Source organism: Lentzea sp. NPDC036949, from assembly GCF_055608075.1.
Genome location: NZ_JBVJRA010000001.1, coordinates 341139 through 353518, shown reverse-complemented (window position 1 = coordinate 353518; position 12380 = coordinate 341139). Strand labels below are relative to the sequence as shown.

The 12380-nt window shown below is 70.4% G+C and carries 13 protein-coding genes; 8 read left to right on the top strand and 5 right to left on the bottom strand.

Annotation, left to right across the window (positions count from 1 at the left end):
• Positions 1-4: 4 nt before the first annotated feature.
• The 4 genes from ACZ7CD_RS01790 to ACZ7CD_RS01775 all read right to left on the bottom strand — a co-directional run bounded on the left by ACZ7CD_RS01790 (position 5) and on the right by ACZ7CD_RS01775 (position 4083).
• Entirely contained in the window at positions 5-877 is an 873-nt protein-coding gene (locus ACZ7CD_RS01790; protein WP_470369929.1) for a 1,4-dihydroxy-2-naphthoate polyprenyltransferase, read from the bottom strand.
• A gap of 45 nt (positions 878-922) precedes the next feature.
• On the bottom strand, positions 923-2011 hold the full coding sequence (locus ACZ7CD_RS01785; protein WP_470369930.1) for a hypothetical protein: 1089 nt from the start codon (positions 2009-2011) through the stop codon (positions 923-925).
• A gap of 89 nt (positions 2012-2100) precedes the next feature.
• Positions 2101-3138, bottom strand: a complete 1038-nt coding sequence (menE, locus tag ACZ7CD_RS01780; RefSeq protein WP_470378157.1) for an o-succinylbenzoate--CoA ligase — start codon at positions 3136-3138, stop codon at positions 2101-2103.
• 21 nt (positions 3139-3159) lie between these two features.
• A complete protein-coding gene (locus tag ACZ7CD_RS01775; protein ID WP_360399741.1) occupies positions 3160-4083 on the bottom strand; it encodes a 1,4-dihydroxy-2-naphthoyl-CoA synthase in 924 nt (307 codons plus the stop codon).
• Here ACZ7CD_RS01775 and menD point away from each other — a divergent pair.
• The 7 genes from menD to ACZ7CD_RS01740 all read left to right on the top strand — a co-directional run bounded on the left by menD (position 4082) and on the right by ACZ7CD_RS01740 (position 10635).
• On the top strand, positions 4082-5653 hold the full coding sequence (gene menD / locus ACZ7CD_RS01770; RefSeq protein WP_470378156.1) for a 2-succinyl-5-enolpyruvyl-6-hydroxy-3-cyclohexene-1-carboxylic-acid synthase: 1572 nt from the start codon (positions 4082-4084) through the stop codon (positions 5651-5653). The two genes, ACZ7CD_RS01775 and menD, sit on opposite strands and share 2 nt — an antisense overlap.
• A gap of 66 nt (positions 5654-5719) precedes the next feature.
• Positions 5720-7222: a M1 family metallopeptidase gene (locus ACZ7CD_RS01765; RefSeq protein ID WP_470378155.1), complete on the top strand. Its 1503-nt coding sequence runs from the start codon at positions 5720-5722 to the stop codon at positions 7220-7222.
• 210 nt (positions 7223-7432) lie between these two features.
• Positions 7433-7783: a hypothetical protein gene (locus ACZ7CD_RS01760; RefSeq protein WP_360399732.1), complete on the top strand. Its 351-nt coding sequence runs from the start codon at positions 7433-7435 to the stop codon at positions 7781-7783.
• Positions 7784-7792: 9 nt separating this feature from the next.
• Positions 7793-8329, top strand: a complete 537-nt coding sequence (locus ACZ7CD_RS01755) for a DUF3558 family protein (protein ID WP_470369934.1) — start codon at positions 7793-7795, stop codon at positions 8327-8329.
• Positions 8330-8356: 27 nt separating this feature from the next.
• On the top strand, positions 8357-9571 hold the full coding sequence (locus ACZ7CD_RS01750) for a WXG100-like domain-containing protein (protein ID WP_470378154.1): 1215 nt from the start codon (positions 8357-8359) through the stop codon (positions 9569-9571).
• Positions 9572-9638: 67 nt separating this feature from the next.
• Positions 9639-10487 carry a helix-turn-helix domain-containing protein gene (locus ACZ7CD_RS01745; protein ID WP_470378153.1) on the top strand — a complete coding sequence of 283 codons (849 nt, stop codon included), beginning with the start codon at positions 9639-9641 and terminating at the stop codon, positions 10485-10487.
• The gene (locus ACZ7CD_RS01740) at positions 10465-10635 is read left to right on the top strand and encodes a DUF397 domain-containing protein (RefSeq protein ID WP_360399720.1); all 171 of its coding nucleotides are present in this window, start codon (positions 10465-10467) and stop codon (positions 10633-10635) included. The genes ACZ7CD_RS01745 and ACZ7CD_RS01740 overlap by 23 nt, the downstream gene beginning before the upstream one ends.
• Here the strand turns inward: ACZ7CD_RS01740 and ACZ7CD_RS01735 are convergent.
• A complete protein-coding gene (locus ACZ7CD_RS01735; RefSeq protein ID WP_360399717.1) occupies positions 10632-11864 on the bottom strand; it encodes an isochorismate synthase in 1233 nt (410 codons plus the stop codon). The two genes, ACZ7CD_RS01740 and ACZ7CD_RS01735, sit on opposite strands and share 4 nt — an antisense overlap.
• Positions 11865-11942: 78 nt before the next feature.
• On the opposite strand from ACZ7CD_RS01735, the gene ACZ7CD_RS01730 reads away from it, so the two are divergent.
• Positions 11943-12374: a DUF3592 domain-containing protein gene (locus ACZ7CD_RS01730; protein WP_360399714.1), complete on the top strand. Its 432-nt coding sequence runs from the start codon at positions 11943-11945 to the stop codon at positions 12372-12374.
• Positions 12375-12380 lie beyond the last annotated feature (6 nt).

Here is a 12380-nt window from a genome sequence, read left to right as displayed (position 1 = left end):
GCCGTCAGTCCAGGACCAGGGCCACGCTGACCAGCACGGCCCACGCGAGCATCGCGATCCCGGTGAACTGCAGCACCGGGATCAGCTCACGCCCCTGGCGCCCCGCCGCGACCCGGCGCACGGCGGGCAGCAGCACCGGCGCCGCCAGGAACCCGAGCAGCGCGTACGGCACCCGCACGGTCATGCCCACGGCGATCAGGAACGGCACGGCCACCAGTGCCAGGTAGAGCCGGCGGGTGTCCTTGTCCCCCAGCACGACCGCGAGGGTGCGCTTGCCCGACACCGCGTCGGTCGGGATGTCCCGCAGGTTGTTCGCGACCAGCACGGCCGCCGAGATGCAGCCCATCGCGATCGACGAGCCGATGCCGATCCCGGTGATCTCCCCGGTCTGCACGTACAGCGTGCCCAGCACCGCGGCCGGCCCGAAGAAGAGGAACACCGCGATCTCGCCCAGGCCCGCGTAACCGTAGGGGCGCTTGCCGCCGGTGTAGAACCACGCGCCCGCGATGCACACGGCACCGAGGGCCAGCAGCCACCAGTACCCGGACAGCACCACCAGCGCGATCCCGGCCAGCGCGCCGGCACCGAGGCTGATGAACGCCGCCAGCCGCACGTTCTTCGGCTCCGCGGCACCGGAACCGGTGAGGCGGAACGGCCCCACCCGGTCGTCGTCGGTGCCGCGGATGCCGTCGGAGTAGTCGTTCGCGAAGTTCACGCCGATCTGGAACGCGATCGACACGACCAGCGCGAGTCCCGTGAACAGCGCGTTGAACTCGTCGATGTGGTGCGCCGCCGCCGCGCCGACGACCACCGGTGCGATCGAGTTCGGCAGCGTGCGGGGGCGGGTCCCCTGGATCCACTGGACGACTGAGGCCATGCCCCCATCCTCCGCTATGGCCACCGGGGACCCGCCGAGGGGTTATCAGCAGCTAGTCGCTCCGGAGACGCCCGCCACGTAGGCCTTCGCGACGTGCTTGCCGGACGCGATGCGGTACCAGACGTTCGACGTGCCCTGTGTGCCCGACACCGACTCGCCGGTCAGCTGGCACGTGACCCGCACCTGCGCGTAGTTCGCGGCCAGACCCACCTGGGAGGACGAGGAGTTCGCGCCGGACCGCACGTTCACCGTGCCGTTCGCCGCCGAGGTGCGCACCGTCCCGACCGGACCGGAGCCGGTCCACAGGTACGTCACGGTCACCCACGCGTTGTTCGACAGCTGGAGGCCGTCCCAGAACGTGCCGTCGGCCAGGTCGATGCCCGCCGGGTTCGCGACCGCGCGGCCGAACTGGTCCTTGCCGCCGTTGTAGTCGTTCTCGTACGCGGCCTGCGCCTCCGGCTTGCCCTGCGGCAGGTCCTTCCACATCTCGCGGGTCGTGGCCGGGTTCCAGTAGTCGTCCTTGGTGTTCCACGGGCCGACGTCCCACACCGGCGCCCACTCGCAGCGGCCGTTCGACGCGCACACCTGCACGCTGTAGTTGCCGGAGTTGTTGCCCGCCAGGCCCCGCCGCGACGGCAGGGCGACGAAGTGGTCGCGCGAGCGGATCACGTGCCCGTTGGCGGTGGTGCCGCCGACCAGGCCCTCCCGCGTGGCGTAGACGCGGTACGAACGCCCGGCGGCCAGCGCCGACACGTCCTCGGCGGCAGCGGGCGCGGTGTACGCCGACACCTTCACCTTCGCGGCCTTGCCGCTGTTCAGGACGACCCGCGCCTGAACGGTCGAGGTGGTGACCGGCAACGTCGCCGGTGCCTCGTACCACTCGGTCCACTGCCCGTCGGCGCGCAGTCCGCGCACGTCGACGACGCCGTCGCCGGTCACCGCCGCCGTGACCGCGTTGGCGGGCCGCGCGAGCCGGTGCGTCCCGAGCTCGACCAGACCGATCCGCGGGGCGCCACCCCACGAGACGGCGTGCCCGCTCGCGTCGACGGTCCACTCGTTGGAGGCGGCCTGGGCGGGTGCCGCCAGTCCGACCGTCAGGGCCGCCCCGACGACCAGCGGTAACAGGTAGCGCATGAGAACCCCCATCGCCAGCGCGCACGGCCTGGGTCCGTGCGCTTCGCGGCGAGAGTCGTCCTCAGCGGTAAAGGTTCACCTAAAGGAGGTCACCTGAAGGAGTCGGCCACCGCGGTCCGGTTGACCTTGCCCGGTCCGCGCAACGGCAGTTCGGTGACGAACCGCACCAGCTTCGGCGCCGCTGCCCGGCCCACCTGCTCTGCCACCGCGGCCTTGAGGTCCTCGACCGGGGGAGTGCCGCCGCGCGCGACGACGGCGGCCGCCACGACCTGTCCCCACTCGTCGTCCTGCACGCCGACGACGCACGCCTCCAGCACGCCGTCCACCGTGGCCAGGGCCCTCTCCACCAGCACGGGGGGCACCTTCTCGCCGCCCGTGACGATCATGTCGTCGGCCCGCCCGAGCACCTCCAGCCGCCCGTCGCGCAGCCGCCCGAGGTCACCGGTGCGGAACCACTCGCCGAACGGCTCGGGGCTGCCGCGGTACCCCAGCGCCAGCACCGGCCCGCTGATCTCGATCAGGTCGTCCGTGCGCAGCTCGACGTCCTTGAGCGGCACACCGTCGTACACACACCCGCCGGCCGTCTCGCTCATTCCGTACGTGGTGACGACCTGCACCCCGAGCGCGCGCGCCTGCTGCAACAGCCGCGGCGGGGTGGCCGCCCCGCCGATCAGCACGCCGTCGAACTGCCGCAACGCCTCCAGCCCCGGCCCCTCCCCGGCGACGAGCCGGGACAGCTGCGTGGGCACCAGCGCCGTGTAGTGCCGCCCCGGTTCGGCCAGCACCGGCCGCGCGGCCAGCGCGAACCCCATGGCGCGGAAGCCGCCGGACAGGTCCAGCTCACCGGGCGTCGTGCCGGCGACGACGGACCGCACCAGCACCTGGATGCCGGCGATGTGGCCCGTCGGCAACGCCAGCAGCCACGTGCCCGGCCCGCCCAGCCGTTCGTGCGTGGCCTCCGCGGACGTGGTCAGCGCCTCGGCGTCGAGCAGCACCGTCTTCGGCTCGCCCGTGGACCCGGAGGTCGGCACGCCGATGGCGGCCCGCTTCTCCCAGCCGTCGAGCGGTCCGTCCACCAGCGGTTCGCCACCGGAGAGCGCCGCGCGCAGTTCGTCGAGCACGGTCACCTGCCCAAGAGAAGTGCGGACTCAGAAGTAGTACGGGTAGTTCGACCAGTCGGGGTCGCGCTTCTCCAGGAACGAGTCACGCCCCTCGACCGCCTCGTCGGTCATGTACGCGAGCCGCGTCGTCTCCCCGGCGAAGAGCTGCTGCCCGACCAGGCCGTCGTCGATCAGGTTGAACGCGTACTTGAGCATCCGCTGCGCGGTCGGCGACTTGCCGTTGATCTCCCGGGCCCACTGCAACGCCGTGGTCTCCAGCTCGGCGTGCTTGACGACCGCGTTGACCGCGCCCATCTTGAACATGTCCTCGGCGCTGTACGTGCGCCCGAGGAAGAAGATCTCCCGCGCGAACTTCTGCCCCACCTGCCGCGCCAGGTAGGCGGACCCGTACCCGCCGTCGAACGAGCCGACGTCCGCGTCCGTCTGCTTGAACCGCGCGTGCTCCTCGCTCGCGATGGTGAGGTCGCACACCACGTGCAGGCTGTGCCCACCCCCGGCCGCCCACCCCGGCACGACCGCGATGACGACCTTCGGCATGAACCGGATCAGCCGCTGGCACTCCAGGATGTGCAACCGCCCGGCCCGCGCCGGGTCCACCGTCTCCGCCGTCTCACCCGACGCGTACTGGTACCCGCTGCGCCCGCGAATCCGCTGGTCACCGCCACTGCAGAAGGCCCAGCCACCGTCCTTGGGACTCGGCCCGTTGCCCGTCAGCAGCACGCACCCGACGTCACTCGACATCCGCGCGTGGTCGAGCGCCCGGTACAGCTCGTCCACCGTGTGCGGCCGGAACGCGTTGCGCACCTCGGGCCGGTTGAACGCGATGCGCACGGTGCCCTGGTCGAGCGCGCGGTGGTAGGTGATGTCGGTGAAGTCGAAGCCCTCGATCGGCTTCCACAACGACGGGTCGAAGAGGTCCTGGTCTGCCACGGTCTGAGACTCTAGGCGCATGAATCCGGCAACGCTGCAGGCGAGGGTGGTCGTCGACGAGCTGGTGCGCAACGGCGTGCGGCACGTCGTCCTGTGCCCCGGTTCGCGCAACGCCCCGCTGTCGTTCGCGCTGCACCAGGCCGAGCAGAGGGGCCTGCTGACGCTGCACGTGCGGATCGACGAGCGCACCGCGGGGTTCCTCGCGCTCGGCCTGGCCAAGCGGGGCACGCCGGCCGTCGTCACCTGCACGAGCGGCACCGCCGTGGCGAACCTGCACCCGGCGGTGGTCGAGGCGGAGCTGACGCACGTCCCGCTGGTCGCGCTCACCGCCGACCGCCCGGTCGAGCTCTACCGCACCGGCGCCAGCCAGACGATCAACCAGCACGACATCCTCGGCATCCGGACGCTCCACATGCCCGAGGCCGCCGACGAGCCCACGACGCGATCTCTCATCTGTCGCGCGATGGCCACCGACGGCCCGTCGCACATCAACATCCCGTTCCGTCCGCCGCTCACCCCCGACGACGACGCGTGGCCCACGTCCGACCGCACCCCGTGGACGGCCACAGACCGAACCACCGCAATCGAAACCCGCCCGTCGGACCTGCCCGCGAAAACGCTGGTGCTCCTCGGCGACGACCACCCCGGCCGCGTCCGGGAAGCCGCGCGGCTCGGCTGGCCCGTCATCGCCGAACCCACCGCCCCCGGCGGCCTCCGCCACGGTTCACTGCTGCTCAACGCCGGTCTGCCGGAACACCTGGAGCCCGAGGCGGTCCTGGTGGTCGGCCGGGTCACGCTGAGCCGCGGCCAGCAGGCGCTCCTCAAGAACACCGCGGTCGTGCACGCCGTCGGCGACCAGGCGGAGTGGGCGGACACCCAGTTCACCGCCACCCGCGCCTCGACGTGGCTGCCCGAGCCGCAGGCCGTCGACCAGGACTGGGCGCAGGCCTGGCAGAGCGCGGTCAAGGACGTCAGCGCCGCCGTGGACGAGCTGCTGGACACCGAGCCGTGGCCGACAGGGCTGCACGTGGCGCGCGAGCTCACGCACACGATCCCGGCCGGCTCGATGCTCTTCGTGGGCTCCTCCAACCCCATCCGGGACGTCGACTTCGCCGGCGAGCGCCGCGACGACCTGGAGGTCCACGCCAACCGGGGTGCCGCGGGCATCGATGGGAGCGTGTCCACGGCCATCGGGCTGGCGACCACGCACGAAGGACCGGCCTACGCGTTGATGGGCGACCTGACGTTCCTGCACGACCTCAACGGCCTGATCACCGACCGGCGGCCGGACCTGACGATCGTGGTGCTCAACGACGACGGCGGCGGCATCTTCTCGTTGCTGGAACAGGGCGCGCCGGAACACGACAAGAGTTTCGAGCGGATTTTCGGCACCCCGCACGGAGCTGATCTCGCGGCATTGTGCGCCGGACACCGGATCAAGCACTCCATTGTGGACAGCAAGGAGGAGTTCCGTAGCGCACTTGCGCCACCGGAGGGCATCCAAGTGGTGGAAGTGCGGTCGAAAAGAGACGAACTGCGCTCTTTGCACCAACGTCTCAAGTCGACGGTGTCAACGGTTTTCAGCAGGTAGGAAAACCCTCCGAAACCTACGTAAGTCGGTGGTTGCCCCCGGAAAGGGGTGGATAGCGTCCGGCGCATGTCGATCAGAACCAAGGCAACGGCCGCGGTCGCGTCCGCAGCCGCAGTGACGCTCTTCGCGGGAACGGCGCTCGCCGCGGCGCCCGGTGCCCCCGGCGCGGGCGACCCGTACTTCCCCGGCTACGGCAACGGCGGGTACGACGTCTCCCACTACGACATCAGGCTCAACTACAACCCCAACGGCGACCAGCTCTCCGGCACCACGACGATCCTCGCCAAGGCCACCGAGGACCTCACCCAGTTCAACCTGGACTTCCTGCTCAAGGTCAAGACGCTGCGGGTCAACAACGCCCCCGCCTCGTTCGTCCAGGACGGCGACGAGCTCGTCGTCACCCCGCGCGGTGGCCTGCGCAAGGGCCAGGACGTCACCGTCGTGGTGACCTATGCCGACGTCCCGTCGCAGGTCAAGGACCACAACGGCTACACGGCGTGGACGAAGACGCCCGACGGCGCGCTCGCGATCGGTGAGCCGGAGATCGCCCGCTGGTGGTTCCCCGCCAACGACCACCCCACCGACAAGGCCACCTTCGACGTCAACGTCGCCGTCCCGGAGGGCGTCGAGGTCATCTCGAACGGCACCTTCCTCGGCAACACCCGCCAGATCAACGGCTGGACCCGCTGGAACTGGCGCAGCACCAAGCCGCAGGCCACCTACCTGACGTTCCTCACCATCGGCCAGTACGAGCTCCGCCAGTACGCGGCGCCCAACGGCCAGCCGGTGTTCAACGCCTACTCCACGCGCCTCGGCGACTCCACCGACGCCGCCAGGGCCAGCGTCGAACGCACCCCCGAGGTCATCGAGTTCCTGTCCGGCAACTTCGGCCCGTACCCGTTCGAGGCGCAGGGCGGTGTCGTCACCCCCGACCTCGGCTACGCGCTGGAGGACCAGACCCGGCCCACCTACGACGACGCGTTCTTCCGCCGCGGCGCCAACACCTACGTCGTCGCCCACGAGCTCGGCCACCAGTGGTTCGGCGACTCGGTGTCGGTGCACCACTGGCGCGACATCTGGCTGGACGAGGGCTTCGCCTCCTACGCGGAGTTCCTGTGGTCCGAGCACGTCGGCGAGGGCACGGCCCAGGAGAACGCCGACTTCGTCTACGACTCCTACCCGGCCGACGACCCGTTCTGGCAGGTCCTGCCCGGCGACCCCGGCGCTGACAACGTCTTCCACGGCGCCGTCTACGACCGCGGCGCGCTCGCGGTGCACGCGCTGCGCGTGGCCGTGGGCGACGAGAAGTTCTTCGAGGTCCTCAAGACCTGGCAGGCCGAGAAGAAGTACTCCGACGCCACCATCGAGGAGTTCATCGCGCTGGCCGAGCGGGTCTCCGGGCAGCAGCTCGACCAGCTGTTCCAGACCTGGCTCTTCACCAAGGGCAAGCCGGCGGAGGCCCCCGGCCGGTCCGCCGCCCTGACGGCGAAGACCACGGCGAAGGCCGCAGAGCCGAAGTCGCGGGCCAAGATCGCGCTGACGCACGAGCTGCTGGACGCCCACAAGTAGTCGCCATCCGGCCGTGAGCGGTTTTTGTCATTGATATGACCAAAACCGCTCACGGCTTTTTTGTGCTTGGATCGCGATCAATGTATTCCCGATCCGGTGGAACCGGTTAATCCGAACGGGGTGTTTTGCGGGTCAATCCATTTTTGTTCCCCTGATTCTGCCCTAACGTCACTCCCCGGATCACGGTGCCGGTCTCGGGGAGGTGAGCCTGTGGCGGATCAGAACAGTGCCGGGGAAAGCGCTCAGGCCTACGCCTCCGGGCTGTACATCGAGCACGACCCGCAGGCCGTCGACAAGGCGATCGGGAAGCTCGACGACCTCCAGCGGACCTTGGAGCGGATCAAGCGCAGGTCGTCGCTGCTCGCGACCAGGACCCCGCTCGGCGGGGGCTACGCGCAGGCCGTGGGTTCGATCAACGAACGGGTCGGCGAGCTCGCGCGCTCCACGGTCATCCCCGGCCTGCTGAGGGTGATCGACGAGCTGAGGGCCGAGCTGGACAAGAGCAGCCGGTCGTACCGGAACGTGGAAGAGAGCACGTCCGACACGCTGAACAGACTCTGACGGGAACTCATGAACCGCATGCGCATCGCCGTGGTCGGTCTGGCCCTGTTCGCCGCGGCCTGTTCGGACGGGGGCGTGAGCGGCCGGGCCCGTCCCGCCTCGGTGCGGACGCCGGTGACCAGCGAGGTCAGCCGCACGTCCGGCGCAGGGCTCGCCGGGGTCAAGCCCTGCGAGCTGATCAGCGGGGCGGAGGCGGCCGGCCTGGGCCTCGTCGCGCCGCGCCCCCGCACGACCGCCGGCCTGCAGACCTGCGAGTGGGACGGCAGCGGGAACGGCGGTCTCACCGTCGCCGTGGACGTGCGGCGGGGCGCCGACGCCCTCGACTACTCCGGTGACGCGAAGACCCCGGCCAGGTTCGGCGAGCGCGACGGCTTCAGCGTGGCGGCGCCGGACGGGGCGAAGGACCTCTGCCACGCGGTGATCTCCGTGTCCGCGTCGTCGAGCGTGCAGCTCGTGGCGAGCGCGGGCGGCGCGTCGGCCGACACCGCCAAGGCCTGCGCGCTGGCGACGAGATCGGCCGAGCTGGTGGCCGCCAGGCTGCCCTGATCCACAGATCCGCGAGGGGGACGAACGATGCCGCACGACACGCCGCGATTACCGCAGCCGAACGTGAACTACTCGGCGCACAGCCACGCCGACCTGCACCGGCTGGCGATGGACGGCAACGACCCGGCGCTCGCGGGGGAGATCGCGGCCGAGTGGAGGTCGATCGGCACCGAGCTGACCGAGCTGGCGGCCGGGATCAACGAGGTGGTCAACGGCCTGCGCGCGGGCTGGTCGGGCGCTGCGGGCGCCGGTGCGTCGGCGGCGTTGACGAAGATCTGCTCCTTCACGGACGAGCTGGCGTCGACGTTCACCGCAACGGCCCGCGTGGTCGAGGAGCAGGCCGCGGCGGCAGTGGCGGTGAAGAGCGCGTTCCCGCAGGAGGTCCCGTTCGACCCCGCGCGGATGCTGAAGGACGCGGCGACCAGCTGGAACCCGGTCCGCATGGTGGCGGCCCCGTTCGACGTCCTGGCCCAGTACGAGAAGGCCAAGGCCGCCAAGCAGGAGGCCGAACGGGTCGTGCAGGCCCGCGACAACGCGCTGGCGGCCTCCGCCGCGCTGCTGCCGGCCTTCGACGACGTCCCGCAGGTCACCACCGGCGACCAGGGCGTGACGACGACGAGCAGCACGACGTTCGCGCACACCACGGCCACGGTGAACCCGAACGCGGTGCACCCGGCCACGCAGGTCGGCACCCCCGTCGTCGGTGTGCCCGGCGTCCCGGTGAGCCCGGTCGGCCCGGTCAACGGCAACCCGGCCGGCGACTCCAGCGCCACGAGGACCGCGTGGTCCGCATCGGCCACCCACCCCACGCCACCTGGCCCGATGCTGGCCGACCGCACGCCACCCGCACCCGGTTCGGGCGCACCGGTCTCCTCGGGAGCCGTCCAGGGCATGAGCACCCCGCGCACCGCCGCGGGCAGGGGCGGGGGAGCGGGCGGTGGCCGCGGTGCCGGCGGGTTCGGCACGGCGCGCCCCGGTGGTGCCGCGGGACGGGGCACGTTCGGTCCCGCCACACCGGGCGGTGCCGCGGGCGTCGCGCCGGGTGCGGAGGGAACGCGCGGCGGCGGCGGTGCTCCCGGAGCGGGCAGGAACGGCGCTCCCGGCCCAGTCGGAGCCGGCCCCGCCGCGGGCGCGGGAAACGGCGGCGAGGAGGACAAGGAACACCGGTCCAACTACCTCGTGCCGACCGACGAGTACTTCGACGACAACCGGATGGTCGTTCCCCCGGTCATCGGGGAATGAGCTCGTCCCCATTTCACCCGAACGAGCCAGTATCTTGGAATAGAAACACGTCATACCCTCGATGGACATGGCCCCAAGCACTCCATCCACCGCGTACAGCCGCGATCTCGGCGACGAGTTGCGCCGGCTGCGCGAGTCCAGCACCGATCTCACCGGAAACGCCATGGCGCAACGACTCGGCTGGGACCCCAGCAAGGTGTCCACCATCGAAAAGGGCAAAGCGCGGCCGAGCGAGGTCGACCTGGTCCAGTTCATCACGATGTGCGGCAAGGACGTCGACTTCTTCGAGGACTTCCGGCGCAGGTACCGGTACGCCTTCGACGAGTACATCGTCCAGGTCTCGGACAACGTCCGCACGCTCGCCCTGGCCGAGTCGACGGCCGACAAGATGCTCAACTACGACACGTTGACGGTGGCCGGGCTACTGCAGACGGAGCGGTACGCCGATGCCCTCTACCGAGCCCATGGTGTCGCCACCGAAGAACGAATCCCGGCGCTGGTGCAGGCCCGAATAGATCGCCAGGCGGTGCTGCGTCGACACAATCGGCCGGATTGCTTGTTCTACATCCATGAGCTGGCGCTGCGGCAGCAGGTCGGCAACGCCGAGATCATGGAGGACCAGTACCTCCAGCTGCTGTTCAACGCGCGCATTGTGCGAATAGTCCCCGCGAACGTGCTCATCAACTCGGCGGGTGTCCGGCTGTGGGAGTACGAGAAGGCGTTGCCGGTCGTCTACAGCGAATCCGACCTCACGCACGTGTTCGTGCAGGACCCCGGGGCGATCGCGCGCACCAGGTTGATCTTCAACCGCTTGGCCGAGGTCGCCTTGGATGAGGAACAATCGCGGAGCAAGCTGGCGGAGTACGTCGGCTCACCGCGAGAGGACCTCCACGATGCAGGACCGCGCCTGGCGTAAGAGCAGCTACAGCAACGGGACGCCGGAGGGTGATTGCGTCGAGGTGTCGCTGACCCGGGACGTGCTCGTCCGCGACACCAAGAACACGGCCGGTGAGGTGCTGACCTTCAGCACCTCTGCCTGGCACGCGTTCCTGGAAGAGCTCTAAAGCCCTTCCAGCGCCTCCCGCATGGGGCGCATCTTGGCGTGCGCCTCCTGCACCTCGCTGTCGGGGTCGGAGTCCGCGACGAGCCCGCAGCCGGCGAACAGGCGTGCCGTCGACCCGTTGATCTGCGCGCACCGCAGGGCGATGCCGAGCTCGCCGTCGCCGTTGCCGTCGATCCACCCGACCGGTCCGGCGTAGCGCCCGCGGTCCATGCCCTCCAGCTGCGCGATCAGCCGGGTCGCGTCCAGCCGCGGTGTTCCGCCGACGGCCGCCGTGGGGTGCACGGCCTCACCGAGGTGCAGCAGGGACGCGGACGACGACAGCGTGCCGATGACGTCGCTGGACAGGTGCGAGACGTTCGGCAGGCGCAGGACCGACGGGCCGTCGACGGACATGGTCGAGCAGAAGGGGCGCAACGTCTCCGCGAGAGAGGTGATCGCGTACTCGTGCTCTTCGAGGTTCTTCTCGGACGACATCAACGCCGCCGCGAGCTCTTCGTCGCTGATGCCGTCGTGCGGCCACGTCGTACCCGCCAGCACGCGTGAGTCGACCACGGAGCCGGTGCGCCGCAGCAGCAGTTCGGGTGTGGCGCCCACGAGACCGTCGACCGCGTAGGCCCAGCACTCGGGGTAGCGCCGTGCGAGGCCTTGGAGCACGAAGCGCTGGTCGAGCCGTTTGTCGGTCACGGCCAGGAGGTCGTGGGCGAGCACGACCTTGCCGAGCTCGCCGTCGCGCATGCGGGCGACGGCCTCGCGCACGGCCTCGCGGTACTGCGTGACGGGCAGCTGGCCGTTGGCGTAACGGACCGCCGAAGGGCGCGAGAGAGGGGTTTTGCGGGGGATCGAGTCGGCGGTGCCGATGGTGGTGACCCACTCCACACCGTTGCGCCTGCCGACGACGACCTCGGGGACGATCAGCACCGAGTCGCCGGGCTCGTCGGCGAACGCCATCGAGATGAACGCGACGGGGCCGCTGCCGGGAACGCCCAGCTCGTCGTCCACGTCGAGGTGGCTGACGAACTCGCGCCACCACGCGTCGGCGCGGGCGAACCGGTCCGGACCGCTCACCTCCAGGCGCGCGGCCTCGCCCCACCCGACCAGTCCGGAGCCGTCGCGCACCCACGCGAGGGCCTGCTCCGGGTTCGGCAGCAGTCCGAGCAGGTCACCGGCCCTGTCCCGCCTCGACCGGACGCGGATCCGCTGCCGTGCTCGTGATGTGGGTGCTGATGTCACGCCTCGACTGTATGGACCTGAACCTGAAAGCGTGGCACTCACCCGGCTCTAGACTTCTCAGTTGTGGTGGAGGACGCAGTGACCAAGCCGCCGCTCGGCGTACGCGTCCGCCGTGCGGTCAGCCGTGCTTTGTTCATCGTCGGTGGTGTGGTCACGCTGATCTGCGTGCTGCTCCCTCTCGCGTGTTGGCGCGACGATGTTGCCATCGAGAAGCGCACGGGTGAAGCGGTCGCACAGGTGGATTCGGTGGCATTCAACAGAACCGTTGTGCGCTACGCCACACCGGACGGGCGGGTGATCATCCCGGCGCAGGGGGTGCTCTACCCGGACGGCCTGAACGTGGGCGACAACGTGCGGGTCCAGTACGACAGGGCGAACCCGGAGCTCGTGCGCGTGGCCGGCCGGACGGCGGTGCTGTCCCTGCTGCCCGTCGGGACGTTCCTCGCGGCCGTCTGGATCGTGATCGCGGCCGTTGTGACAGTTCTACGCAGATTCGGCACTCAGGTGTAACATCGG